This window comes from Curvibacter lanceolatus ATCC 14669, from assembly GCF_000381265.1.
GTDB lineage: Bacteria > Pseudomonadota > Gammaproteobacteria > Burkholderiales > Burkholderiaceae_C > Curvibacter > Curvibacter lanceolatus.
The window spans coordinates 158,056-182,919 of the sequence record NZ_KB906257.1 but is presented as its reverse complement, the minus strand read 5'-3'; the positions used below and the strand labels follow the sequence as shown (position 1 = coordinate 182,919).

The following is a 24,864-nucleotide window of genomic DNA, read 5'->3' as shown; positions in this document are numbered from 1 at the left end:
GCGCAGAGCTGACAAGCGCTCACTGGGCCGCCTCCCAGGTGGTCCCGGCGGCGGAATCCTTGAGCACGATGCCCTGCGCCAGCAGCTCCTGGCGGATGCGATCGGCCTCGGCAAAATTCTTCGCCTTCTTGGCCTCGGCGCGTTGCGCGATCAGCACCTGGATGGCGGCTTCGTCGAGGCTGGAGCCGGCCTGCAAAAAGGCCTTGGGGTCGCCTTGCAGCAGGCCCAGGCAGGCGCCCAGGGCCTTGAGCTGCGCGGCCAGCTCGGGCGAGCGGGTCTTGTTCACCTCGGTGGCCAGATCGAACAGCAGGGCCACCGCCTCGGGGGTGCCGAAGTCTTCGTCCATCACGGCCTTGAAACGAGCTGCATGGGGGGTCGACCAGTCGATGTCGGCCAGGCCTTCACCCGGCGCGACCGCATCGAGGGCGGTGTACAGGCGGCGCAGCGCGTTGCGGGCATCCTGCAGGTGGGCGTCGCTGTAGTTCAGGGGGCTGCGGTAGTGGGCGCGCACCACAAAGAAGCGGATGGTCTCGGCATCGAACACCTTGAGCACGTCACGGATGGTGAAGAAGTTGCCCAGGCTCTTGGACATTTTTTCGTTGTCCACGTTGATGAAGCCGTTGTGCATCCAGGTGCGGGCGAAGGTCTGGCCGGTGGCGCCTTCGCTCTGGGCGATCTCGGTCTCGTGGTGCGGAAACTGCAGATCCGCCCCGCCGCCGTGGATGTCCAGGGTCTCGCCCAGCAAGGAGCAGGCCATGGCCGAGCACTCGATGTGCCAGCCGGGGCGGCCCGGGCCGAATTCGCTGTCCCACTTGGCGTCGGCCGGCTCGGTGGGCTTGGCGCTTTTCCACAGCACCGGGTCGAGCGGATCATCCTTGCCGTCATTGACGGCCACGCGCTCGCCCGAGCGGAGTTCATCCAGCGACTTGCCGCTCAACCGCCCGTAGTGCGGGAACTTGCGCACGGCGTAGTTCACATCGCCGCTGGCGGCGCGGTAGGCCAGGCCCTTTTGCTCCAGGGTGCTGATCATGCTCAGCATCTGGGGCACGTAGTCGGTGGCGCGGGGCTCGTGGGTGGGGCGTTGCACGCCCAGGGCGTCGGCGTCCTGGTGCAGGGCGTCGACCATGCGGTCGGTCAGCGAACGGATCGACTCGCCGTTTTCAACGGCGCGCCGGATGATCTTGTCGTCGATGTCCGTGATATTTCGCACATAAGTGACCGAAAAACCCGAGGCCCGCAACCAACGCTGCACCACGTCAAAAGCCACCATCGAACGCGCATGGCCCAGATGACACAGGTCGTACACGGTCATGCCGCACACGTACATGCGCACATGGCCGGGCTCAAGAGGGGAAAACGCTTGCAGATCACGCGTCAGCGTGTTGTAGATGCGCAGGCTCATGGATAAATTGGGCAGACAGCGACTCCGCAGCCTGGTGGCGGCCGGAAATCATCGAAAAAATCGGGAGGATGGGAGTGTTGCAGCGCCACGGCGTACGGTGCAAAGCACCTCAACCCCTCGGCTACAATCCGCCCCAGTATAAGCGCCCCCGTTGGCGCTTGCCATCGCGCAAACCCCACGAGGCTCCATGACCCAAGCTCGCTGCACTGTTCCCGCCCGCCTTCGCATGTTGGCACTGGCCGCCCTGATGGGGGCCTCGTTCGGAGTCCACGCCGACGACTACGGCGATGTGACCCAGCTGCTTCGACAGGGCAAGACCAGCGAGGCCCTGAGCAAGGCCGACCAGTACCTGGCCGGCAAGCCCAAAGACCCCCAGATGCGCTTCATCAAGGGCGTGATCCAGTCCGAGGCCGGCAAGCCGAACGACGCGATCGCCACCTTTGTGGCCCTCACCCAGGAGTACCCCGAGCTGCCTGAGCCGTACAACAACCTGGCCGTGCTTTACGCCAGCCAGAACCAGTACGACAAGGCCCGCACGGCGCTCGAGATGGCCATCCGGACCAACCCCAGCTACGCCACCGCCCACGAGAACCTGGGTGACGTCTATGCCAAGCTGGCCAGCCAGGCCTACAGCAAGGCCTTGCAGTTGGACAACACCAACCCGGCCATCCAGCCCAAGCTGGCCCTGATCCGCGACCTCTTCACCACCAACGGCAAGGCAGGCGCTGCAAGCAAGCCTACCGCTGCACCAACGCCCGCGCCGGCCCCTGCACCAGCCCCCGTTGCTGCCGCGCCAAAGGCAGCTCCGGCACCCTCGCCCGCACCGGCGCCCAGCCCGGCCCCCGCGCCAGCGCCCGCCCCGGTGGCAGCACCGGCCACCGCTGCGGCACCGGCCGCAGCCCCGGCACCCGCCCCTGCGCCCGCCGCCGCAGCCGGCCCTGAAAAAGACGTGGAAGCCGCCGTGCGCCACTGGGCCACCGTGTGGTCGGCCCGCGATGTGTCGGGCTACCTGGCCGCCTACGGCAAGGAATTCGACCCCCCTGGCAAGATGAACCGCAAGGCCTGGGAAGAAGAGCGCCGCTCGCGCATCCTGGGCAAGGCGCGCATTGCGGTCAAACTGCATGACCTGGCCATCAACGTCAACGGCAGCAAGGCCACGGCCCGTTTCCGCCAGGACTACAGCGCCGACACGCTCAATGTCTCCAGCCGCAAGACGCTGGACCTGGTCAAGGCCGGCGACCGCTGGCTGATCGTTCGCGAGTCCACCGGCGGCTGATCGTCCCGGGCAGGCCCGCCAACCTGAACGCTGCCCAGCGCGGGCGGCGTGTACCGGGTTTGGCGGCCTTGCCACGTTTGCGACCATGATTCGATTCGCCCCTGTCTCCCTTTTTCTGCAGCGCTTCGGCGCTGCGGGTTTGTTGCTGGCCGTCGGCATGTTGGCCGGTACCGCCGCGCATGCCGCCAAGCGCCAGGCCCACCCTGCGCCGGCCCCAGCAGCTCCGGTGTTGCGCGACGGTCAGGCCGAGGCCCGGCTGATCGAGATCTACCGCCTGATCGGTGCGGCCCGCACCCGCGACGCACTGCGCCTGGCCGAGGGCCTGGTGCGTGACCACCCTGGCTTTCAGCTGGCGCAGCTGGTCTATGGCGACCTGCTGGCGGCCCAGACCCGGCCGCTGCGCACCGCCGGCGATGTGCCCGATACCGTGGCCCGCGCCGCGGCGGCCCAGCTCAAGGATCTGCGCGACGAAGCCGCGCTGCGGCTGAAGGCCCTCAGCGAGCGCCCGCCGGCGCAGACCGTGCCCGACCAGTTCGTGGCCCTGACCAGCCGGCACCGCCATGCGATCGCAGTGGACACCTCGCGCGCCCGGCTGTACCTGTTCGAGAACAACGGCAGCGGCCCGCGCCTGGTGGCCGACTACTACATCTCGGTGGGCAAGCTGGGGGTCGACAAAGGCAGCGAAGGCGATCAGCGCACCCCCCTGGGCGTCTACTTCATCACCAGCAACCTCGACCCGCGCACCCTGAAAGACTTCTACGGTGCCGGCGCCCTGCCCATCAACTACCCCAACCCCTACGACGCGCGCCGCGGCAAGACCGGCAGCGGCATCTGGCTGCATGGCACGCCCTCCACCCAGTTTGCCCGCCCGCCGCAATCGACTGACGGCTGCGTGGTGATGGCCAACCCCGATCTGGAGCGCCTGCTGTCCACGGTCGAGGTGCGCAGCACCCCGGTGGTGATCGCCACCTCGCTGAACTGGGTGCCCCAGGCCCAGGCGCGCCAGGCCGGGCGCAGCTTTGAAGACGCCTTCAACGCCTGGCGGGCCGCCAAGAACGCCGGCGATGTACCGCGTCTGCTGGGCTACTACACCCCCGACTTCAACAGCTACGGCAAAAGCCTGAACGACTGGACCCCGTCGCTGCAGCAAGAGATCAGCAAAGCGGGTGGCCGGGGCTTCGAAGTCAAGGACCTGTCCATGCTGCGCTGGACAGACAGCACCGAAACCATGGTGGTAACCTTCGGCGAACTTGTTGCCGGCACCAACCGCGGCAGTACCAAGCGCCAGTACTGGATGCGCCAGGGGCAGCAATGGAAAATCTTTTTTGAAGGAGTCATCGGATGATGAATGTGAGCTCAATCCTGAGCAGCCGTCGCGCGCTGCTGGCCGTCACGGCCGCCGGCCTGATGGGCCTGGGCAGCATGGCCACGGCCCAGACCGCCCCCCAGGTCAAGCTGAGCACCAGCCAGGGCGACATCGTGCTGGAGCTGTACCCCGCCAAGGCCCCCAAGACGGTCGAGAACTTTCTGCAATACGTGAAAGACAAGCACTATGACGGCACGGTGTTCCACCGCGTCATGGACGGCTTCATGATCCAGGGCGGCGGCTTCACCGCCGACATGACCCAGAAGCCCACCCGGGCCCCGGTCGCCCTCGAAACCTCGGGTGGCCTGACCAACGACCGTGGCACCATCGCCATGGCGCGCACGGCCAACCCGAACTCGGCCACCGCCCAGTTCTTCATCAACGTGGTCGACAACCGCATGCTGAATGCGCCCAACCCCGATGGCTACGGCTACGCGGTGTTTGGCAAGGTGGTCAGCGGCATGGACGTGGTCGACAAGATCAAGCTCGTGCCCACCACCAACAAGGGCCCGCACCAGAACGTGCCGGCCACCCCGGTGACCATCAACTCGGTCACCCAGATCAAGTAAACCCGCCCACAGGCAAGCACTGAGGAAATACCCATGAGCAACCCCCAAGTCGAACTGCACATCCTGGACTACGGCGTCATCACGCTCGAACTGGATGCCGAAAAAGCCCCCAAGTCGGTGGAGAACTTCCTGAGCTACGTGAAGAAGGGCCACTACGACAAGACCATCTTCCACCGCGTGATCCCGGGCTTCATGGTCCAGGGCGGCGGCTTTGCCCCCGGCATGGAGCAAAAGCCCACCGACGCTCCGATCGACAACGAAGCCAACAACGGCCTGAAGAACAACAACTACACCGTGGCCATGGCGCGCACCAACGCCCCCCACTCGGCCACGGCCCAGTTCTTCATCAACGTGGCTGACAACAGCTTCCTGAACCACACCGCCCCCACCGCCTCGGGCTGGGGCTACGCCGTGTTCGGCAAGGTCGTGTCGGGCAACGACGTGGTCGACAAGATCAAGGCCGTCAAGACCGGCCGCAAGGGCTTCCATGACGACGTGCCGAAGGAAGACGTGGTGATCGAGAAGGCTGTGGCGCTGTAAGCGTCGCTGGCACTCACGACCATGCCCCCGACCGTGCCCCGGATCGCCGAGCTTGACGCTGCGGCGGCCTGGCGCACGGTCGATTTCATTTCTGACCTGCATCTGCACGAGGCCGAGCCCGCCACCTTCGAGGCCTGGCGCCAGCACCTGCTGCACACCCCGGCCGATGCGGTGTTTCTGCTGGGCGACATCTTCGAGGTCTGGGTGGGTGACGACGCGGTGCAGCCCGGCAGCTTCGAGGCCGCCTGCCAGCAGGTGCTGCAGCAGGCCAGCCAGCGCCGCGCCCTGTTCTTCATGGCCGGCAACCGCGACTTTCTGCTGGGCCCCCGCTTTGCGCAGGCCTGCGGCATGACCCTGCTGGCCGACCCTTGCGTGCTGGTGTTCGCGGGCCAACGCTGGCTGCTCAGCCATGGCGACGCCCTGTGCCTGGACGACCACGACTACATGCGGTTTCGGGCCGAGGTGCGCAGCCCCGCCTGGCAGCAGGCCTTTCTGGCCCGGCCCCTGGCCGAACGCCTGGCATTGGCGCGCCAGTTGCGTGCCCAGAGCGAAGCCCGCAAGCGCAGTGGCGAACCCTATGCCGACCTCGACCCGGCCGCCACCCTGGCCTGGCTGCAGGCTGGCAACGCCCCCTGCCTGATCCATGGCCACACCCACCGCCCGGCCCGGCACCTGCTGGGCCCCGGCCTGAGCCGCGAAGTGCTCAGCGACTGGGATCTGCACGCCCCTCAGCCCCGCGCCGAGGTGCTGCGCCTGGAGGCCAGCGGCCTGCATCGCGTGCCGCCCGCCCACCCGTGAACACCCCCCAGCCCCGCCCGGCCAGCCTGTGGGAGCGCCTGCGCACCTGGCTGGGCAGGGCCAGCAGCGCTCAACCGCGGCCCATTGCAGAGGCGCTGTGGCAGGCCACCCTCGCCACCCTGCCCTTTCTGGCCGTCCTGCCCCCCGACGAACAGGCCGGGCTGCGCCGGCTGTGCGGGCATTTTCTGGCGCGCAAGGAATTCCATGGCGCCCATGGCCTGCAGGTGACCGACGCCATGGCCCTGGCCGTGGCCGCCCAGGCCTGCCTGCCCCTGCTGCACCTGGGCCCCGGCGCGGATGCGCCTGGCGACCCGCGCGCGCTGGCCTGGTACGACGACTTTGTGGGCATCGTGCTGCACCCGGGCCTGGCCCTGGCCCGGCGCGACTTCACCGACGACGACGGCATCGTCCACCAATGGCAGGAAGAACTGGCCGGCGAGGCCATGCCGGGCGGGCCGGTGATGCTGTCCTGGCCCGACGTGGCCGCGGCGGGCGAGTCAGCGGCCCAGGGCTACAACGTGGTGATCCATGAATTCATCCACAAGATGGACTTGCGCGACGGCGCGGCCGATGCCTGCCCGCCCCTGCCACCGGACTTTCTGGGCCAGCAGGGCGCGCGTGCGGCACGCCAGGCCTGGCTGGGCGTGCTGACCCCTGCCTGGGAGGATTTTTGCGAACAGGTGATCCGCGCCGAGCGCTTCGGCCAGGCCGAGCCCTGGCTGGACGCCTACGGGGCCCAGTCACTGGATGAGTTTCTGGCCGTGGCCTGCGAGGCCTATTTTGTGAACCGGGCAACGTTCGGGCAGCACTTTCCCACCCTGCTCACCCTGTTCGACGCCTTCTTCAGACCAGCGCGCTGAGCCAAGCCGACAGCTCGTCCAGCTCCTGCCGGCCCAAGGTGTGGCCGCCCGGGAAGCCCGCGCTGTGCACCTGCAGCGGCAAGGTGGCAGCGTGGGCCACGATGCGCTCGCTGTGCGAGGCCGGCAGCACGGCATCTTCGGTGCCATGGCTGACCCACAGGCTGCGGCCCTGCAGGGCCTCGGCCGGGGCCTGTTCGGGCAGCACCTCGGGCAACAGGCGGCTGTGCAGCGACAGGGCCGCACGCAGGCTCTGGGGCCGGGTCAGCAGCAGGCTCAGGCCCATGATGCCGCCCTGGCTGAAGCCCCCCACCACCACCCGCGAGGCAGGCACGCCCAACTGGGTCGCGGCCCGGCTGACGGCCTGCTCGACCAGGGCCCGGCTGTGCCGCTCCTGGGCAGCGTTGATCACGCGCGAGCCATCGGCCGCCACCCCGAACTGAAACCAGGCCCAGGCGTTCGGGCCCATGGGGTGCGGCGCCCGCAGGCTCAGCAGGTGGTAGCGTGCCGGCACCCAGGGGGCGATGCCCATCAGGTCTTGCTCGTTGCTGCCCACACCGTGCATCAACACCAGTAGCCAGGGCTCGGTCGTGCCTGGCTCGGCGGGGCGAAATTGAGCCTGCAGGCCCAGGTCATGGGGCGGGGTGACTGACGGGTTGAAGGTCGTGGCGTTCAAGGCGGTGTTCTCAGGCATGTTGGGGTTCTTCCAGGGTCAGGGCGTCCATGGCGAGCATGCTGTGCATGACCTCGCGGCTCACATAGTGGGGCCGGCTGGCTGCGGCGCCCCCCGCGCCCAGGGCAAAGAACAGCGGCAGAAAGTGGTCTTCGGTGGGGTGCGCCCGCTGCGCATGCGGGGCCTGACGCCGGTAGTCCAGCAAGGCCGGCAGATCGCCGCGCTCAAGAGCAGCCTCCACCCAGCGCGAGAAGGCGCCCACATAAGGCGCGGGCTCGCGCTCGCCACCAAAAAACTCGCTCAGATTGTGCGTCATGCTGCCCGAGCCCAGCAGCAGCACGCCCTGGTCGCGCAGCGGCGCCAGCGCCTGCCCCAGGGCCAACACCTCGGCGGGCCCGGCCGTGGCCGGCAGCGACAACTGCACCACCGGCACATCGGCCTGCGGAAACAGGTGCATCAAGGGCACCCAGGCGCCGTGGTCGTAGGGGCGCTGTGCATCGGCCTGGGCCGGCAGGCAGGCGGCCTGCAGCAGCTGCAGCACCTCATCTGCCAGGGCCGGGTCACCAGGCGCGGGGTACTGCAGGGCATACAGCGGGCGCGGGAAGCCCCCGAAGTCATGCCAGGTGGCGGGCTGGCCGCCCGTCATCACGCGCAGCCCTTGCGACATCCAGTGGGGCGACAGCACGACCACCCCACGCAGGGGCTGGTGGCTGCGCAATTCAGCGCCCAGCCGGCTCAAAGCCGGGCCGGTGTCACCCGGCTCCAGGGCAAACAAGGGGGCGCCGTGGGAGACAAACAGGGCCGGCAAACGTGCATGAGCGGTAGTGCTGGATTGGTGGTCGGTATTGGCAAGTTGGGTGATCATGGTGTTAACGCTCCGGGAACTACTGTAGGCGTCGACCCATCACAGACAAATCAGCAGCCCGGCAATTGATTGTTGCGCCGGCATTGACAATCCTTACCCTTCGCACCCACAAGCCCACCATGGACCAACTCCGTCAGATCGAAGCCTTCACCGCCGTCGTGCAACATGGCAGTTTCGTCAAAGCCGCCGACCGGCTGGAACTGTCCAAGGCCGTGGTCTCGCGCCTGGTGCTGGAGCTGGAGGCCCGCCTGGGCACGCGGCTGCTCAACCGCACCACCCGCAGGCTGTCGCTCACCGATTCGGGGGCGGCCTACCACGAGCGCTGCAAGCAGATCCTGGACGACCTGGCCGAGGCCAATGCCGAGGCCAGCGCCACCGCAGCCCGCCCCACGGGCAAGCTGCGCATCAACGCCCCCTTGAGCTTCGGCAACCTGCACCTGGCGCCACTGTGGGGCGAGTTTCTCAAGCTGTACCCCGAGGTCGAATTGGACATCACCCTGAGCGACCGCGTGGTCGACCTGGTGGAAGAAGGCTTTGACCTGGGGGTGCGCATCGGCCGGCTGCAGGCCACCTCGCTGGTGGCCAGGCGCCTGGCCAGCGACCGCATGGTGCTGTGCGCCTCGCCCGCCTACCTGGCCCGCCACAGCCCGATCCAGACGCTGCAAGACCTCAGCGAGCACAGCGTGATCGCCTATTCGTATTCCTCGCTGGGCGCCACCTGGACCTTTGACGACGCCGACGGCAAGCCCGAATCGGTCACCGTGCGGCCCCGCCTGTGGGCCAACAGTGGCGACACCTGCCGCGCCGCGGCGCTGGCCGACCAGGGCGTGATCATGCAACCCGCCTTCCTGGTGGGTGAAGACGTGCGCCAGGGTCATCTGGTCGAGTTGTTGCCCCAGTACCACCGCCCGCTGCTGGACATCCACGCCCTTTACCCCAGCCGCAAGCACCTGTCAGGCAAGGTGCGCGCCATGGTCGACTTTCTGGCTCAGGCCTTCATGCAGCCCGGCTGGGCCTGACAAACGCAGAGGAACCCGAAAACGGTCAGCCCAGGGCGCTCATCAAGGCCGCATGGAAGGCCTCGGGGCGCTCGAACTGCACCCAGTGGCCGGCCTCGGGGATCAGGGTCATGCCCCGGAAGTCCCGGGCGCTGGCGGCAAAGGCGGCTTCCAGCTGGTGGATCCAGCTCTTGTAAAGGGCATCGTGGGCGCCATAGATGGCGTGCACCGGGCAGCTCAAGGCCGGCAGTGAGCGCGCCAGGATGTCGGTGTGCGCCAGGCGCCGGCGCGGCAGGCGGTCGCGCATCACATTGGCCACATGCAGTTGCAGGGCCAGCCCCTCCAGCCCGTCGATCAGGGCCGTGTCGTGCAGCATCAGCGCGGCCAGGTTGTAGCGGTGAATGTCGGCCTGGGCGGCCGCATCGGGCAGGTGGCGCCAGGCCTTGAGTTCAAACTGACGCTGCGGCACCACGCCCATGGCGGGCGCCCCCACCAGCACCAGGCGCGAGGCCGCATCGGGGTGGGCCGCCAGCAGCAGGCCGGCCGTCATACCGCCAAACGAAAACCCGATCAGCTCGCAGACCCGGTCGCCCAGCAGGCTGCGCAGGCCCTGGTACAGGGGCTCGACCATGCCGTCGGCGTCACCCCCCAAGGGCGACACGGCCGAGTCGCCGAAACCCGGCAGGTCAGGCACCCACAACTCGCGCCCGGCCAGCAACAAGGGCTCGATGTTGCGCACAAAGTGGGTCCAGCTGCCGCTGCCGCCGTGAAACAGCACCAGGGGCGCCACGCCCTCGCGGGCCTGCCCCCAGACATGCCAGACCAGATCGCCCTGTCCGCAGGGTGTGACGCAGCGGCGCGCCTGGGCCCCCAGGCGCTGCACCAACGCGGGCAAAGGCGGGGCGGGTTGGGAGGCAGTGGAGAACAGTTGATCCATCATCGGGGGCTCGCAAAAACAGGTGCAGGGACCGCCACACACGGCGCCCCCGTCGGATCACCTATTTTGCCGGGCTTTGCCCCTCGGTCGGTCTCAACCCTGGCAAGCCCCCGAACGGCCCTGGCTCAACGCCAGCCGTGGTGATGGTGGAAGTGCCCCCAGCCGCCGCCATACACCACGGGCGGCATGTAGACCGGTGCCGGACGGTAGTAATTGCTGCTGTAGTAGACCGGGGCCGGGGCGTAGGTCACAGGGGGCGGGGCATAGGCCACGGGCGGGGGGGCGTACACCACCGGCGGCGCGGCATAAGCCACCGGTGCGGCATAGACCGGCTGGGCCCCCACATACATCGCCCCACCATTGGAGACCCCGACACTCACGCCGGGAACCCCCACGCCCACCGCCCAGTTGACACCGTGGGCCTGGGCCGGTGTGGCCATCGCCAGGAAAGCCAGGGCAGCCAGGCTGCAGCCCCCAGCCAGAACGCGCGCGCAGCGGCTGAAGTGGCGCGTCAGCGAGCGGGCATCCGGGCGGACATTGAGGTTTGTCATGGCAGTCTCTCCTTCAGATCAAACAGCGATTCGGGGCGACCAAAGGCAGCCCTGGAACCACAACGCGGCATGTTGCCGCCTGGTTGTCTGCCTGCCTGCCTTTATTTGTTTCCAGGCGTTAACCAAGGCCTGTGGGCGCGCCCGCCTAAAATGGACGAATGAGTTCGAACACCCCCACCACCGATTCCCAAGAGTCCGCCAAGCCCAGCAATTTCCTGCGCCAGATCATCGAACAGGATCTGGCCCAAAAAACCTATGCCCAGCGTCATTGGGGCGGCACGCCGGGTGACGGGGCGCACCATGCCGCCGGCCCGCTGGATCCGGCACCGGTGCGGCTGCGCTTCCCGCCCGAGCCCAACGGCTACCTGCACGTGGGCCACGCCAAGAGCATCTGCCTGAATTTCGGCCTGGCACGCGACTACGGCGGCGTGTGTCACATGCGCTTTGACGACACCAACCCCGAGAAGGAAGACCAGGAGTACGTCGACTCCATCCTGGACGCCGTGCAATGGCTGGGCTTCAACTGGAACAGCAGCGCCGACGGCCAGACCACCTCGCACCTGTACCAGGCCAGTGATTACTTCGGCTTCATGTACCGCGCCGCCGAAGCGCTGATCGAAGCGGGCCACGCCTATGTGGACGAGCAAAGCGCCGAAGACATGCGCGCCAACCGCGGCGACTTCAGCAAGCCCGGTGTGGACAGCCCCTTCCGCAGCCGGACCCCGGCCGAGAACCTGGCGCGCTTTCGTGACATGCGGGACGGCAAGCTGCCCGACGGCGCCGCCGTTCTGCGCGCCAAGATCAGCATGGCCTCGCCCAACATCAACCTGCGCGACCCGGCCATCTACCGCATCAAGCACGCCGAACACCACAACACCGGCAACACCTGGTGCATCTACCCGATGTACACCTTTGCGCACCCGATCGAGGACGCACTGGAAAACATCACCCACAGCATCTGCACACTCGAGTTCGAAGACCAGCGCCCCTTCTACGACTGGTTGATGGAGCGCCTGATCGAAAGCGGCCTGCTCAGCTCGCCGCCGCCGCGCCAGTACGAGTTCTCGCGCCTGAACCTGACCTATGTGATCACCAGCAAGCGCAAGCTGGCCCAGTTGGTGAACGAGCACCACGTCAGCGGCTGGGACGACCCGCGCATGCCCACCATCGTGGGCCTGCGCCGCCGCGGCTACACGCCTGAGGCCATCCAGCTGTTCTGCGAACGCATCGGCGTGACCAAGGACTACAGCTGGATCGACTACAGCACGCTCGAAGGCGCGCTGCGCGACGATCTGGACCACAAGGCCGCCCGCGCCATGGCCGTACTCGACCCGGTGAAGTTGGTCATCACCAACTGGGACGCCCTGATGGGCGCCGGCACGCTGGACGCCTGCAGTGCCCCGATCCATCCGCACCACCCCGAGCTGGGCCGGCGCGAATTCAAGTTCGGCCGCGAACTCTGGATCGAGCGTGGCGACTACGAAGACACCCCGCCCAAGGGCTACCACCGCCTGTACCCGGGCAACAAGGTGCGCCTGAAGTACGGCCATGTGATCGAGTGCAAGGGCGCGCTGCGCGACGCCGAAGGCCGCATCACCGAGGTGCAGGCCGAGCTGGTGCCCGACACCAAGAGCGGCACACCCGGCGCCGACGCGATCAAGGTCAAGGGCGTGATCACCTGGGTGGGGGCTGCCGATGGCGTGGCCGCTGAAATCCGCCTGTACGACCGCCTGTTCAGCGAGGCTCAACCCGATGCCGGTGGCAAGGACTTCCTGGCCAGCCTCAACCCCAACAGCCTGAGCGTGGTGCAAGGCTTTGTCGAGCCCGCGCTGGCCACCAGCGCCGCCGGCACGCAGTTCCAGTTCGAGCGCCATGGCTACTTTGTGGCCGACCGCGTGGACCACCGGGCCGGCAAGCCGGTGTTCAACCGCGCCGTGGGCCTGAAAGACAGCTGGGGCAAGTAAGAAGGCGGCGGCCTGTGCGTTTTTCCCGACACTCTTGAGTCAGGTCAATGGACAGGCCCGCCTTTGCCCCGGATGATCCGGTTTGTAAATTTTTGTTACCAACCTGATCATGATCTCCACTTTCAAATCCCTCGCCCTGTCTGCTCTGTTGTTTGCTGGCGCCACCGCCTCGGTGACGGCCTACGCGGGCGCCGCCGACTTCTCGCTGGTCAACCGCACCGGCTACTCGATCTCCGAGGTCTACATCTCGGCCGCCAACAAGGACGCCTGGGGCAAGGACCGCATGGGCGACGGCACGCTGGACAACGGCAAGGCCAAGCTGTTCCGCTTCTCGGACGCCGCCAACTGCGTGCAGGACATCAAGGTCGTGTTCGAGGACGACAGCTCTGAAGTGGTGTGGGAAGACATCGACCTGTGCGAAGTGCACAAGATCACCCCGCGCTACAACCGCAAGACCCGCGTGGTCTCGGCCGAAACCGAATAAGCCGGATTTCGCAGGCGGGGCTAAAACAGCCCCGCTGCGATGTTGATCATCATCGCCAGCACGGTGGTGTTGAACAGGAACGACAAAATACAGTGCACCGTGCCGATGCGGCGCATGGCGCGAGAGCTGAAGCTCACATCCGCCGTCTGCCCAGACGTACCGATGACCGCTGCGAAATAGAAAAAATCGCTGTAGGCCGGGGTTTCATCGCCCGGAAACAGCAGCCCCGGCGGATCGCCCCGCCCCTGGGCCGCATGGAACTGGTGCGCGTAATGCAGCGCAAACATGGTCTGGGTGAACAGCCAGGTGCTCAGAATCGTCAGCACCGACAGGCCGATGTGCCAGGCGCGGTTTGCCCCCTCCAGCCCCTTGGCCACCGAAAGCTCGGCCACGATCGACAACAGACACACCACCGCCGACAGCACCACCAGCGCCAGAATGGTCATCTCGCCTTCGTCCTGGCGCAGGGCCCGATGGCGAATCTGCTCTGGCTCGGCCCCGCGCATCATGTGCAAGGCCAGCAGCAGGTACAGGATGGCCCCCGCATTCCAGCCGATCACGCAGGCCGTCAGGGTGCGCATGGGCATGGACAAGGCCAGTGTCGAAGCCACCAGCAGGCCCAGCCCGATCGAACCGAACAACCTGGGGCGCACCCGCACCATGAGAAACAGCCGAGTCAGCAGGCGACGGCGCGACGGGACAGGCGGTGACAGGTTCATGGCGGGATCGAAAACGCTGAAAAAGACGGGCAAGGCGGGCCAGACTCGGGGCCCCGCATGCCTGATCATGCCCCAATCGCCGCGGCCAGCCCTGGGCTGATCTTGCTCAAACAAGGGCCCATCGGCAGCCCCACGGTGCGAACGCCCTTTCGCCATGCCTTACCATGCAGCCTCAGGTGTCACCCCGATGCCTGCCACGGAGGCACCATGGCCAAAGGCGAGCAACGCAGCAACAAGATGCCGAAGAAGCCCAAGAAGGACTCTTCGACCACCAGCAAACCCTCGGTCTCCGACCGGCCCATGCCCCCGGTCACCACCGTGATCCCGCGCGGCAAGGTCAAGGACAAATAAGGCGCTCAACACGCCCCACAGACGATGTACCCCGGAGAACGCCTCAACAGCAGCACCCACCTGATCGGCACCTTGCTGGCCGTGGCCGGCCTGGTGGTGTTGGTGGTCATGGCCAGCCTGCAGGCTGACCCCTGGAAGATCGTCAGCTTCAGCCTGTACGGCGCCACCCTGGTGCTGCTGTACGGCGTGTCCACCCTGTACCACAGCGTGCGCGGGCGGGCCAAGGCCTGGCTGCAGAAATGCGACCACTCGGCCATCTACCTGCTGATTGCGGGCAGCTACACACCATTCTCACTGGTCACCCTGCGTGGGCCCTGGGGCTGGAGCCTGTTTGGCGTCAGCTGGGGCCTGGCGCTGTTCGGCATCGTGCAGGAGCTCACCCTGGGCCGGCGCACCCGCGTGCTGTCCATGCTGCTTTACGTGGCCATGGGCTGGCTGGTGCTGGTGGCGGCCCAGCCTCTGGTGGCGGCCTTGCCCTTGGGCGGGCTGATCTGGCTGGGCCTGGGCGGCGTCTGCTACAGCGTGGGCATCTACTGGTTCATCCACGACGAGAAGATCCGGCACGGACACGGCATCTGGCACCTGTTCGTGCTGGCCGGCAGTGTCTGCCAGTTCATCAGTGTGGCGGCCTACGTGGCCTGATTCTTGAAACACCGCCAGGTGCCTGCCGCCCGCCTCGCGGCGGGCTGAACCCTGGATGCCTGCCGTGACCCCGAAAACCCCCTCTGCCCTGAGCCTGCCCGTGCTGCTGCTGATGTCGGTGGCCGCTGGGCTGTGCGCCGGCGGCAACTACTTCAACCAGCCCCTGCTGCATTCGATCGCGCTCGGGCTGCAGGTGAGCGAAGCCCAGGCCGCCCTCACCGTGACCCTGGCCCAGGTGTCTTATGCGCTCGGCCTGTTGCTGCTGGTGCCCCTGGGCGACATGCTGGAGCGCCGGCGCCTGGCCGTGACGCTGATGCTGCTGGCGGCAGCGGGCCAGTTCATCAGCGGCTGGGCCCCCAGCCTGGCCTGGCTGGCCGCGGGCACACTCATGACAGGCCTGTTTTCAGTGGCGGCCCAGGTGCTGGTGCCCATGGCAGCCACCCTGGCCGCCCCCGGGCGCAGCGGCTGGGCCGTGGGCGTGGTCATGAGCGGCCTGCTCACGGGCATCCTGGGCGCGCGCAGCGCGGCCGGCCTGCTGTCGGCCCTGGGGGGCTGGAGCACGGTCTACAAGGTGGCCGGGGTGCTGATGGTGGGCGTGGCGCTGGCCCTGTGGCGCCAGCTGCCACCGTCACGCAACGAGGGGCAGGTCAGCTATGCCCAGGTGCTGCGTTCGCTGGGCACCTTGCTGGCGCGCCACCCGCGCCTGCGCAGCCGCTCGTTGATCGGTGGCCTGGCCTTTGCCTCGGTCAGCGTGCTGTTTTCGACCATGGCGCTGCTGCTGTCGGGCCCGGCCCATGGCCTGAGCGACAGCGCCATCGGCCTGTGCGGCCTGGTGGCCGTGGCGGGCGCCCTGATGGCCAGCGTGGTGGGCAAGCTGTCAGACCGCGGCTGGGCCCAGGCCACCACGGCGGTGGGCGCGGGCTTGCTGTTGCTGGGCTGGGGCTGCCTGTGGCTGGGAGCGGCCAGCCTGCCCTGGTTTCTGGCCGGCCTGCTGCTGGTCGACCTGGCGCTGCAGAGCATGCACATCAGCAACCAGAACGTGGTGTACGGCCTGGAGCCGCCGTCGCGCTCACGCCTGAACGCGGTCTACATGACCAGTTACTTCATCGGGGCGGCCTCGGGTTCGGCCCTGGGTTCGCTGGCCTGGCAGCACGGCGGCTGGTGCAGCACCTGCGCCCTGGGCGCGCTGCTGGCCCTGGGCACCTGGGCTGCGCTGGCCCTGGACCAGCGGCTGGCACGGGCCCGCCAAGGCACCTTGGCCAACGGGCCCACGCCCGGGTGGGCGCTCACCAGCGCTGCTGACGGGTCTTGCGCCCGGGCGCCTTGCGGGCCACGTCGAAGGCCTCTTTTCGGGCCGTGCGTTCGGCATCGAGCTGCTTGCCCTCGGCCAGCCAGCGGGCAAATTCTTCAGGGCTTTCGAGGCTGATGCGACCCAGGGTGCCGGTGCGGAAGTCGGTGATCACGATCTCGGCGGCCTTTTGCTCGTTGATGCGCCCGCCCGCCAACAAGGCGCCACGCTTGCGCCCGATGGCCGCCAGCAGGTCTTCGTCGGACATCTCGGCCACGCTGCCGGGCGGCAGGCCCAGTTGGTAGCGCGCCTCGAGTGCGGGCACATAGTGCTGCTTGAGGTAGCTCAGCAACTCCAAGGCCACTTCGGCATCGTCAAAGGCATTGCGCCCCACGGCGCCGCTGGCTGCCAGGTTGTAGCCGCTCTGGGCCACGATGATGCGCGGCCACAGCACGCCCGGGGTGTCGTACAGGTAGAAGCCGTCTTCGAGCACATAGCGCTGCTCGGTCTTGGTGACGCCGGCCTCGTCGGCCGCCTTGGCCGACTTCTTGCCCACCAGGGTGTTGATCAGGGTCGACTTGCCCACGTTGGGGATGCCGCAGATCAGCACCCGCATCGGCTTGGCCAGGCTGATGCCCCGGGTGGGCGCCAGCACGCGGCAGGCCTCGACCAGCGCACGCGCCGGGGCCGAGTTCTGCTTGTCCAGCGCGATGGCGCGGGTGCCGGGCTGGGCGTTGTAATGGGCCAGCCAGGCCTCCGTGTGCACCGGGTCGGCCAGATCGGCCTTGTTGAGCACCTTGAGCGCGGGCTTCACCGCCGTCAGCCCGACCAGCATGGGGTTGGCACTGGAGCCCGGCAGGCGCGCGTCCAGCATCTCGATCACCACATCGATTTCCTTGATGCGCTCCCCAATCGCCTTGCGCGTGAGGTGCATGTGACCGGGAAACCACTGGATGGCCATGAGAGGGCTTTCTTGTTGTGCGAACGTGACGGACGGGGGCGAGATTCTACCCAAGCACCGCCGCAGCCGGCAGTTGCAAGCCCAGGCGATCGGGCGACACGTACTGCTCACGGTAGGCCTCGAAGCTCAGCACATCGGCCGCCTCGATGGCGCGCTGATCGGCCACCGATTTCTGGCTCAGCGCCAGGAAGCGGGCTTGCTGCTCAAACGACCAGGGCTGGGCCAGCAGCGTATCGCGGGTGGCCTGCGAGCGCTCGCGCACAAAGCGCACAAAGCTGTTGTCGCAGCCGGCCATGCTCTGCAGCACCCGGGCCGACGGGGTTTGCGTCGGGTCGGCCAGCAGGGCATAGGCGGCGGCCACGGCCTGGCTGTAGTCGGTGCTGCGGTGCGCCGCGTCCAGGGCAGCGGCCATCGGCTCGCACTGCGCCAGGATCTCACGCCCCCAGTCGGTCAGCGATTGCTCGCCACCGGCGCGGCGCAGGGTCAGCCCGGGCTCGCGGCCCCGGGCGGCCGTGTGGTGCTGGTTGTGCTTGAGTTCGGCGATCTCGGCCGGGGTATCGGGCGGGCTGTCGGCCAGCAGGCATTGCAGCAGGAACACATCCAGGAAGCGCATGGTCTGGGCCGTGATGCCCACCGGCACAAAGGGGTCGAGGTCCATCAGGCGCACTTCCACGTACTCCACCCCACGCTCACGCAAGGCATGCAGCGGACGCTCACCGGGGAAGATGGTGCGCTTGGGTCGGATGGTGCCGTAGAACTCGTTCTCGATCTGCAGCAAGGTGGTGGAGAGCTGGTTGTAGTCGCCACCCGGGTTGCGGATGCCCACCGTCTCGTAGGCCGGGTAAGGGCGGGTCAGCGCGTCGTGCAGCGAGGCGGCATAGCCCTCCAGGCTGTTGTAGCTGACGGCCAGGGTGGCCTGTGCATCGCTCTGGTAGCCCAGGCGGCCCATGCGCAGCGAGGTGCCATGCGGCATGTACAGCGCACAGTCGCTGAGCGTCTGCAGCTCGTGCTCGCGCCCGCTCACAAAGGTGGGGCACAGCGCCGGCGAGGCCCCGAACAGGTAGAGCAGCAAAAAGGCCTGGCGGCGGAAATTGCGGATCAGGCCGAAATACTGCTCGCTGCTCACGCCGGGCAGCGACCAGTTGTAGTGGATGCCCGAGATGGTCTGCATGCGCCGCCCATAGCGGTGCCCCAGGCCCATGCGGTACACGCTCTTGGCGCGGCCGACGTTCGACGAGCCGTAGCGCGCCAGTGGGATGGTCTCATCGGTAGGCAGGCCGCAGGGCATGCTGGAGACCCACAGCATCTCGTCGCCCTGCTCGCGCAGCACGCGGTACACGAACTGGTGCACCTGGGTGAGTTCATCAAGGCAGTCTTCCACCCGGGCGTGCGCACTGGTGATCAACTCGACCTGCGACTCGCTGTAATCGGTGGTGATGGACGGGTGGGTGAGCGCCGAGCCCAGGGCACGGGGGTGCGGCGTGAGTGCCAGCCCGCCTTCGGACAAAGCCCGCAGGCTTTCTTTTTCAATGCCACGGCGGATGCCACCCAGTCGTGCGGGGGTCAGGGCGTTGAGGCGGGCCTGCAATGAGCTCATGTCGGGGGACCTTGTCTTTGTGTTGCGGCGGAACTTATCACGGTCTGCTGACAGTTGCAGCCACATGGCGCAAGCCAGCCCGCGCTGCGGGGCAAAAATGGGCCCGCCGGCAGAAAAGCCGATTCTGAGCTGGTGCGGGATCGCGCCTAGGGTCATGCAACTTGGTTACCATCGCGGCGCGCGCGGGGCTCGGTGCCCCACGCCAGGGCCCGACCGGGCCGATATGCCCACCCAACCGGAGATCTGGCCATGGCCATGGACGTCATCGATTACGAAATTCGCGGCGCTGAAATGCAGTTTGTCGAGGTCGAGCTCGACCCCGGCGAGGCCGCCATCGGCGAAGCCGGCAGCATGATGTTCATGGACGCCGGCATCTCCATGGACACGGTGTTCGGCGACGGCAGCGCGCAGCAAGGCGGCTTTTTCGGCAAGCTGCTGGGCGCCGGCAAGCGCCTGGTTACGGGCGAATCGCTGTTCACCACGATTTACACCAACCAGGCCACACAGAAGCTGCGCGTGGCCTTTGCGGCGCCCTACCCGGGCAAGATCCTGCCGATGGACCTGCGCCAACTGGGCGGCACGCTGATCTGCCAGAAGGACGCGTTTCTGTGCGCAGCACGCGGCGTGTCGCTGGGCATCGCCGTGCAGCAGAAGCTGAGCACGGGCTTTTTTGGCGGCGAAGGCTTCATCATGCAAAGGCTGGACGGCGACGGCCTGGCCTTTGTGCACGCGGGCGGCACGGTGGTGCGGCGCGAGCTGCAGGCCGGCCAGACCCTGCTGGTCGATACCGGCTGCGTGGTGGCTTACACGCCCAGCGTGGCCTTCGAGATCCAGTACGTGGGCAAGATCAAGACGGCGCTGTTCGGCGGCGAGGGCTTGTTCCTGGCCAAGCTGACCGGGCCGGGCACGGTGTGGCTGCAAAGCCTGCCGTTCTCACGCCTGGCCTCACGCATCTTCGCGGCAGCGCCCCAGCGTGGGGGGGCCAAGGAGGAAGGCTCGGTGCTCGGCGGCCTGGCGGGTGGCAGCCTGCTGGGTGGGTTGCTGGGCGGCAACGACGAGGATTGATGGCCCCCACGCTCCCTCACTTCGTGTGGTCGCTGCCCCCCAGGGGGGCCCAGCCCGCCTTGGGGCGGCCCGGCGGCGGGCTGACCGCTTCGTTTTAGGCCTTGCCTAAACATAGAAGGGGACCTGACGGTCCCCATTGACGCTGAACTTAGGCGCTCTTCGCCCTTTCCAGCCCTGCGCAGGCAGGCCTGGAGCCGCAGGGCTCAGCGTTTGGCGGCGAAGGCTTTGCCGACCTCGTTGGTGCCTTGGGCGGCGCCGCTTTGGGGGACTTGCTCGCCTTGGCGGTCGGTTACTTCAGCCAGGCGGGCGGCCAGGCGTTCCGGGGTGTCTTCGGTCAGGCCCAGGTGCACGCCTTCGGTCAGGGTGATGTGGGCGGCTTCATAGGTGCCGGCGCCGGCGCACAGGATGGTGCGGGTGGGGGCGCTCTCGGCGGCCAGCACCAGCATGGCGGGCACCACGGCCTCGGGTTGGAGGGCGGCCAGCACGTCGGCGGGCATCAGGCCTTCGGTCATGCGCGTGGCCGCGGTGGGGGCCAGGCAGTTGACGTGGATGTTGTTCTTGGCGCCTTCCAGGCTCAGGGTCTGCATCAGCCCCACCAGGGCCAGCTTGGCAGCACCGTAGTTGCTCTGGCCGAAGTTGCCATACAGGCCGCTGGACGAGGTGGTCATCACGATGCGGCCGTACTTTTGTGCGTTCATGTGCGGCCAGACGGCCTTGGTGCAGTTCACGGCGCCCATCAGGTGCACATCGACCACCAGGCGGAAATCGGCCAGCTCCATCTTGGAAAAGCTCTTGTCGCGCAGGATGCCGGCGTTGTTGACCAGGATGTCGACCCGGCCCCAGGCGTCGATGGCCTGTTGCACCATGGCCTCGACAGCGGCGAAATCGGTCACCGACGCGCCGTTGGCGATCGCTTCGCCACCGGCAGCACGGATCTCGTCGACCACGGCCTGGGCAGCGGTCACCGAGCCACCGGCGCCATCCACCGCGCCCCCCAGGTCGTTGACCACCACCTTGGCGCCGCGCCGGGCCAGCGCCAGGGCGTGCTGTTTGCCCAGGCCGCCACCGGCGCCGGTCACGATGGCCACGCGGCCGGTGAAATCGAGCTTGCTCATGAGATGTCTTCCTTGTCTTGGGGTGGATGGGCAAAAATCTGCAATCGGGCAGTTTAAGAGCCCCCCGGGGCAGCGTCGTGCACGTGGGTGACAAAGCCGGCGGCGTGTTCGTCGGCGTCAGAATTGGCGCGCACAATGTCGCCCGCCATGTCCAAGAAATCCAAGACCCCTGCCCGCGCCACACCGGCGCCCGCCACCTCGCCGCTGCGTCGCCAGCCAGGCGCCAACAAGCTGCTGCTGCACAAGGGCGTGCTGTGTGCCCTGATCGGCCTGGCCGTGCTGATCTCGCCGCATTTCATCCAGTCGCCCGCCCTGCAACAGGCCGTCGGCGGCTCCTCCCTGGTGGGCTGGTTCAGCCTGGTGCTGGGCCTGGCCTTTGTGGGACAGTACCTCTGGCAGCGCCGCAGCCGAGGACGCTGAAGCCTCCCCGGGAGGCCTCTAGAATGCACCATCTTGATGCATTCACACCCGCAAATACATCAGCCACGCGCCGACAGCCGCACCTCAAATGCTGTTCATGAGCAATCCTATCAATTTAACCATTTATACAAAGAAAGACGGTAAACTTGATGGATATGAAAACCTGCGCCTCGCCTGGCGCGGTTTTCGCTGGCATTGCCGTCATGGCCTCGTTCACCTCATGCGATTCCTGAACCAATCGATCATCGCCTTTCTGATGGTCACGGCTGCGTCCATCGCCGCCGTGCTCCTGTTCACGACCTGGCGGGCCAATCGGCACATGGCCGGGGTGCGGTGGTTTGCTGGCGCAGGTGCCACGGGCGCCGTTGGTTTCTTTCTGGCCACCCTGCCACCGCCCCGCACAGACGGCCCCGACTGGCCCATGTTGATCAACGGTGGCTTTGTATTTGCGGCCCTGCTGATGGTGCTGGAGGGGTCGCTGCGCTTCATGCAACGGCCTTCCAAGCTGCGTTGGCAAGCCGGGCTGGTCTTGGTGCCCGTGTTCGTGCTGCTCAACTGGTGGTACGAAGATGAGATGCTGGCGCAGCGTATCTTCCACGATGCGGCCTACTCGGTGGTCGTGCTGGTCGCGGCCTTCACGATGTTGCGGCCGGTGAAGGGCGATGACCGGATGATCAACAGCTTGGTCGCGTTCTTCCTGATGGGGATTGCCGGCGCCATGGCGGCCCGCAGCCTGGTGGCCGGGCAGGTTGCCAGCCCCGAGGCCTTGCAGAACCACCCAATCCACTCCCTCACGCTGGCCGTGGTGGTTCTGAGCATCATGGGTTGGACCTACAGCATCCACATGGCCTGCTATGTGCGCTCCCAAGCCTCGCTGCGACAGCTGCTGCAGAAAGACCCTGTCAGCGGCTTGAGCGGCCGCCAGCGCATGGTCGAGGTCATGCAGCGCGAGATCGCCCGCTGCGAGCGCTCGGGCGTCCGCTTCAGCTACCTGCTCGTCGATCTGAATGAATTTCACCGCCCTGGCGGCCAGCGCGACAGCAGGCTGCGCGACGAGGTTCTGGCAGCCTTGGGCAATCGCCTGAACGAGTACGCCCGCGAGGCCGACTTTGCCAGCGCGATAGGTGAAGACCTGTTCGGGGTGGTCTTGCACCACACCCCCACCCAGGAGCACCTGAGGGGCGCTGTGGCCCGACTGCGCGGCCTGCTGGCACAGCCCATCGAGGTTCGCAACACACCCATCCAACTCGACATCAGCCTGGGCATGGCCATGTGGCCTACCGATGGTCAGACGATGGAAGCTTTGGAGAACATCGCCACCCAACGCATGCAGGCCGAGAAGTTCTCGATGTTCAAGCCCTACGTGCAAAGCGACGGCCTGCGCACCGGCTGAGCCGGCGCGTCGTTACCCAGCGCTTTCGCCCCATCCCGATCCGGCGAAGACCGCTTGCGGTCGCTCGCCCGCCAAGGCCTGCAACAGGTTGCTGGTGGCCAGCACCGCCATGGCGTGCCGCGTCTCCAGGGTGGCCGAGCCGATGTGGGGCAAGGCGGTGATGCGCGGATGCCCGCGCAGGGGCGAATCCAGCGGCAGCGGCTCGGTGGCAAACACATCCAGGCCGGCGGCCCACAAGGGGCCGGACTCCAGGGCCTGCAACAGCGCCGCCTCCTGCACGATGGCACCCCGGGCGCCGTTGACGAAGATGGCGCCTGGCTTCATCAGGCCGAATTCACGCGGCCCCATCAGGCCCCGGGTCTCATCGCTCAAGGGCAGCACCACCGCCACCACATCCGAGCCGGCCAGCACCTCCTCGAGCGGCGCATGGCGCACCCGGCCCTGCAACGCGGGCGCCTGCACCGACAGGTCCACGGCGCGCCGAGCGTGGTAGAGCACCGGCATGCCAAAGCCCAGCGCGGCACGCCGGGCCAGGGCCTGGCCGATGCGGCCAAAGCCCACCAGCCCCAAGGTCTTGCCATGCACGTCGCGGCCAAACAGGTCTTCGCCGATGTTGCGCTGCCAGCGCCCTTCACGCACATGGTTGGCCAGCTCGACCAGGCGCCGGCTGGTGGCCAGGATCAACGCAAAAATCGTGTCGGCCGTGGTTTCAGTCAACACCCCGGGGGTGTGGCACAACAAGATGCCACGCTGCGCAAGCGCCGCCAAAGGGTAGTTGTCCACGCCCACCGAGATGCTGGAGATCACCTTCAGTCGTGGCGCCCGCGCCAGCAAGTCGGGGGTGATGGGGTAGCTGGAGCCGATCAGGCCATCGGCCAGGGCCAGGGCGGCCTCGAAGGCCTCGGCCTGCCCCGCTTGGCGCGGGTCGGCCACCGTGACCTCGTGGGCCGCCTGCAGCCGGGCCAACTGATCAGGTGGCAAGGCACGGAACACCAGCACCCGCTGGCGCCCGGCTCCCAACCCGGCGGCTGCGCTCACAGGCCAGCCTCGTTCAACTGGGCCCGGGTCGGCAGCCCTTCGGTATCGCCCAGCACCTGCACCGCGCGGGCGCCGATCCAGGCGCCACGGCGCACCGCCTCGGCCACGGGGCGCCCCTCCAGCAAGGCACTGACCACGCCCACGGCAAAGCCGTCACCTGCGCCCACGGTGTCCACCACCTCGGCCACCGGAAAGCCCGCCACCCGCCCCTGCACGGATTGGCCCGCGTGGCGGCCTTCGTAGTAGGCGCCATCGGCCCCCAGCTTGACCACCACCAGCTGCGCGCCCTGGTCCAGGTAGAAGCGGGCCACGGCCTCGGGCGTGTCGTGGCCGGTCAGCAGCCGGCCCTCCTCGATGCCGGGCAGCACCCAGTCGGCCAGGCTGGCGAGCTGATTGACCTCGCGCCGCATCACCTCGGCCGAGGGCCACAGCGTGGGGCGCAGGTTGGTGTCGAAGGAGATGCTGCGGCCGGCCGCCCGCATCTGCAGCAAGGTCTCGCGGGTCAGCGCCAGGGTGCTGGGCGAGACGGCGGCAAACACGCCTGTGGCATGCAGGTGGCGCGCCGCCGTGAGCCAGGGCCCGTCGAGGTCGGCCGGCCCCATCTGGCTGGCGGCCGAGCCCTTGCGGTGGTATTCGATCGGTGGGTCGCTGCCATCGTCCACCCGGCCCTTGATCAGAAAGCCGGTGCGCTGGCTGGCGTCACACACCACGTGCGAGCAGTCGATGCCCTCGCGCTGCATCTCGGCCAGCAGGTAGCGGCCCATCGAGTCGGTGCCCAGGCGGCTGGCCCAGCCCACCCGCAGGCCCAGCCGGGCCAGCCCGATGGCGGCATTGGTCTCTGCCCCTGCGGTGCGCTTGTGAAAGCCGCTCACGGCCTCCAGCGGGCCGGGGCTGTCGGCCACCAGCATCATCATGGCCTCGCCAAAAGTGATCACGTCCAGCGCTTGCACGGCTATGGGGTTCAGGGAATCAGTCATGGCATTGCGGAAAATGGC

The 24,864-nt window shown here is 67.6% G+C and carries 25 protein-coding genes and 1 pseudogene; 15 read left to right on the top strand and 11 right to left on the bottom strand.

Going from position 1 to position 24,864, the window contains the following annotated elements; all coding sequences use genetic code 11:
• Window positions 1-19: 19 nt before the first annotated feature.
• A complete protein-coding gene (gene cysS, locus F624_RS0111360; protein WP_019574430.1) occupies window positions 20-1,402 on the bottom strand; it encodes a cysteine--tRNA ligase in 1,383 nt (460 codons plus the stop codon).
• Between the two features lie 187 nt (window positions 1,403-1,589).
• On the opposite strand from cysS, the gene F624_RS0111355 reads away from it, so the two are divergent.
• The 6 genes from F624_RS0111355 (at window position 1,590) to F624_RS0111330 (ending at window position 6,811) form a co-directional block, all read left to right on the top strand.
• A complete protein-coding gene (locus tag F624_RS0111355) occupies window positions 1,590-2,678 on the top strand; it encodes a nuclear transport factor 2 family protein (protein WP_031254747.1) in 1,089 nt (362 codons plus the stop codon).
• 85 nt (window positions 2,679-2,763) lie between these two features.
• Window positions 2,764-4,023, top strand: a complete 1,260-nt coding sequence (locus F624_RS0111350) for a L,D-transpeptidase family protein (protein WP_019574428.1) — start codon at window positions 2,764-2,766, stop codon at window positions 4,021-4,023.
• A gap of 62 nt (window positions 4,024-4,085) precedes the next feature.
• On the top strand, window positions 4,086-4,613 hold the full coding sequence (locus tag F624_RS0111345; protein WP_051107384.1) for a peptidylprolyl isomerase: 528 nt from the start codon (window positions 4,086-4,088) through the stop codon (window positions 4,611-4,613).
• A gap of 33 nt (window positions 4,614-4,646) precedes the next feature.
• Window positions 4,647-5,153: a peptidylprolyl isomerase gene (locus F624_RS0111340; protein ID WP_019574426.1), complete on the top strand. Its 507-nt coding sequence runs from the start codon at window positions 4,647-4,649 to the stop codon at window positions 5,151-5,153.
• A 21-nt stretch (window positions 5,154-5,174) separates the two neighbouring features.
• Complete coding sequence (locus F624_RS0111335; RefSeq protein ID WP_019574425.1) at window positions 5,175-5,951, top strand: UDP-2,3-diacylglucosamine diphosphatase; 777 nt, start codon at window positions 5,175-5,177, stop codon at window positions 5,949-5,951.
• On the top strand, window positions 5,948-6,811 hold the full coding sequence (locus F624_RS0111330; RefSeq protein ID WP_019574424.1) for a M90 family metallopeptidase: 864 nt from the start codon (window positions 5,948-5,950) through the stop codon (window positions 6,809-6,811). The genes F624_RS0111335 and F624_RS0111330 overlap by 4 nt, the downstream gene beginning before the upstream one ends.
• Here the strand turns inward: F624_RS0111330 and F624_RS0111325 are convergent.
• Both F624_RS0111325 and F624_RS0111320 read right to left on the bottom strand, forming a co-directional pair.
• A complete protein-coding gene (locus F624_RS0111325; protein ID WP_019574423.1) occupies window positions 6,795-7,502 on the bottom strand; it encodes an alpha/beta hydrolase in 708 nt (235 codons plus the stop codon). The two genes, F624_RS0111330 and F624_RS0111325, sit on opposite strands and share 17 nt — an antisense overlap.
• Window positions 7,495-8,346 carry a DODA-type extradiol aromatic ring-opening family dioxygenase gene (locus F624_RS0111320; protein WP_019574422.1) on the bottom strand — a complete coding sequence of 284 codons (852 nt, stop codon included), beginning with the start codon at window positions 8,344-8,346 and terminating at the stop codon, window positions 7,495-7,497. The genes F624_RS0111325 and F624_RS0111320 overlap by 8 nt, the downstream gene beginning before the upstream one ends.
• A gap of 119 nt (window positions 8,347-8,465) precedes the next feature.
• Here F624_RS0111320 and F624_RS0111315 point away from each other — a divergent pair, with 119 nt between their 5' ends.
• Window positions 8,466-9,365 carry a LysR family transcriptional regulator gene (locus F624_RS0111315; protein WP_019574421.1) on the top strand — a complete coding sequence of 300 codons (900 nt, stop codon included), beginning with the start codon at window positions 8,466-8,468 and terminating at the stop codon, window positions 9,363-9,365.
• A 25-nt stretch (window positions 9,366-9,390) separates the two neighbouring features.
• Here the strand turns inward: F624_RS0111315 and F624_RS0111310 are convergent, their stop codons facing one another.
• Both F624_RS0111310 and F624_RS0111305 read right to left on the bottom strand, forming a co-directional pair.
• Complete coding sequence (locus tag F624_RS0111310) at window positions 9,391-10,284, bottom strand: alpha/beta fold hydrolase (protein WP_019574420.1); 894 nt, start codon at window positions 10,282-10,284, stop codon at window positions 9,391-9,393.
• Window positions 10,285-10,406: 122 nt separating this feature from the next.
• Window positions 10,407-10,832: a hypothetical protein gene (locus F624_RS0111305; RefSeq protein ID WP_019574419.1), complete on the bottom strand. Its 426-nt coding sequence runs from the start codon at window positions 10,830-10,832 to the stop codon at window positions 10,407-10,409.
• A gap of 158 nt (window positions 10,833-10,990) precedes the next feature.
• Between F624_RS0111305 and F624_RS0111300 the strand changes: the two genes are divergently transcribed.
• A complete protein-coding gene (locus tag F624_RS0111300) occupies window positions 10,991-12,796 on the top strand; it encodes a glutamine--tRNA ligase/YqeY domain fusion protein (RefSeq protein ID WP_019574418.1) in 1,806 nt (601 codons plus the stop codon).
• 109 nt (window positions 12,797-12,905) lie between these two features.
• A complete protein-coding gene (locus F624_RS0111295) occupies window positions 12,906-13,280 on the top strand; it encodes a hypothetical protein (protein WP_019574417.1) in 375 nt (124 codons plus the stop codon).
• Window positions 13,281-13,300: 20 nt separating this feature from the next.
• On the opposite strand, the gene F624_RS0111290 is transcribed toward F624_RS0111295, so the two are convergent.
• Window positions 13,301-13,999: a DUF1345 domain-containing protein gene (locus F624_RS0111290; RefSeq protein WP_019574416.1), complete on the bottom strand. Its 699-nt coding sequence runs from the start codon at window positions 13,997-13,999 to the stop codon at window positions 13,301-13,303.
• Window positions 14,000-14,206: 207 nt separating this feature from the next.
• On the opposite strand from F624_RS0111290, the gene F624_RS35350 reads away from it, so the two are divergent.
• The 3 genes and pseudogenes from F624_RS35350 to F624_RS0111275 form a co-directional block, all read left to right on the top strand.
• Window positions 14,207-14,350 carry a hypothetical protein gene (locus F624_RS35350; protein WP_019574415.1) on the top strand — a complete coding sequence of 48 codons (144 nt, stop codon included), beginning with the start codon at window positions 14,207-14,209 and terminating at the stop codon, window positions 14,348-14,350.
• A 24-nt stretch (window positions 14,351-14,374) separates the two neighbouring features.
• Entirely contained in the window at window positions 14,375-14,992 is a 618-nt protein-coding gene (gene trhA / locus F624_RS0111280; RefSeq protein ID WP_019574414.1) for a PAQR family membrane homeostasis protein TrhA, read from the top strand.
• A gap of 55 nt (window positions 14,993-15,047) precedes the next feature.
• Window positions 15,048-16,232 (top strand): annotated as a pseudogene (locus tag F624_RS0111275) (MFS transporter); the annotation flags it as partial.
• 46 nt (window positions 16,233-16,278) lie between these two features.
• Here F624_RS0111275 and ylqF read toward each other — a convergent pair.
• Both ylqF and gshA read right to left on the bottom strand, forming a co-directional pair.
• On the bottom strand, window positions 16,279-17,241 hold the full coding sequence (gene ylqF, locus F624_RS0111270; RefSeq protein ID WP_019574412.1) for a ribosome biogenesis GTPase YlqF: 963 nt from the start codon (window positions 17,239-17,241) through the stop codon (window positions 16,279-16,281).
• Window positions 17,242-17,287: 46 nt separating this feature from the next.
• Window positions 17,288-18,838 carry a glutamate--cysteine ligase gene (gene gshA / locus F624_RS0111265; protein WP_019574411.1) on the bottom strand — a complete coding sequence of 517 codons (1,551 nt, stop codon included), beginning with the start codon at window positions 18,836-18,838 and terminating at the stop codon, window positions 17,288-17,290.
• A gap of 249 nt (window positions 18,839-19,087) precedes the next feature.
• Here gshA and F624_RS0111260 point away from each other — a divergent pair, with 249 nt between their 5' ends.
• Window positions 19,088-19,903 carry a TIGR00266 family protein gene (locus F624_RS0111260; RefSeq protein ID WP_019574410.1) on the top strand — a complete coding sequence of 272 codons (816 nt, stop codon included), beginning with the start codon at window positions 19,088-19,090 and terminating at the stop codon, window positions 19,901-19,903.
• Window positions 19,904-20,106: 203 nt separating this feature from the next.
• On the opposite strand, the gene F624_RS0111255 is transcribed toward F624_RS0111260, so the two are convergent.
• The gene (locus F624_RS0111255) at window positions 20,107-21,018 is read right to left on the bottom strand and encodes an SDR family oxidoreductase (RefSeq protein WP_019574409.1); all 912 of its coding nucleotides are present in this window, start codon (window positions 21,016-21,018) and stop codon (window positions 20,107-20,109) included.
• A 147-nt stretch (window positions 21,019-21,165) separates the two neighbouring features.
• Between F624_RS0111255 and F624_RS32450 the strand changes: the two genes are divergently transcribed.
• Both F624_RS32450 and F624_RS0111245 read left to right on the top strand, forming a co-directional pair.
• Window positions 21,166-21,438 (top strand): hypothetical protein, encoded by a 273-nt coding sequence (locus tag F624_RS32450; RefSeq protein ID WP_019574407.1) that lies wholly within the window; start codon window positions 21,166-21,168, stop codon window positions 21,436-21,438.
• Between the two features lie 220 nt (window positions 21,439-21,658).
• The gene (locus F624_RS0111245) at window positions 21,659-22,831 is read left to right on the top strand and encodes a GGDEF domain-containing protein (protein ID WP_019574406.1); all 1,173 of its coding nucleotides are present in this window, start codon (window positions 21,659-21,661) and stop codon (window positions 22,829-22,831) included.
• 12 nt (window positions 22,832-22,843) lie between these two features.
• Here the strand turns inward: F624_RS0111245 and F624_RS0111240 are convergent, their stop codons facing one another.
• Both F624_RS0111240 and F624_RS0111235 read right to left on the bottom strand, forming a co-directional pair.
• Window positions 22,844-23,869: a 2-hydroxyacid dehydrogenase gene (locus F624_RS0111240; protein ID WP_420536233.1), complete on the bottom strand. Its 1,026-nt coding sequence runs from the start codon at window positions 23,867-23,869 to the stop codon at window positions 22,844-22,846.
• Window positions 23,866-24,846, bottom strand: coding sequence for a sugar kinase (locus F624_RS0111235; protein ID WP_019574404.1), 981 nt, complete (start codon window positions 24,844-24,846; stop codon window positions 23,866-23,868). Before F624_RS0111235 ends, F624_RS0111240 begins: the two co-directional genes overlap by 4 nt.
• Between the last annotated feature and the right edge of the window lie 18 nt (window positions 24,847-24,864).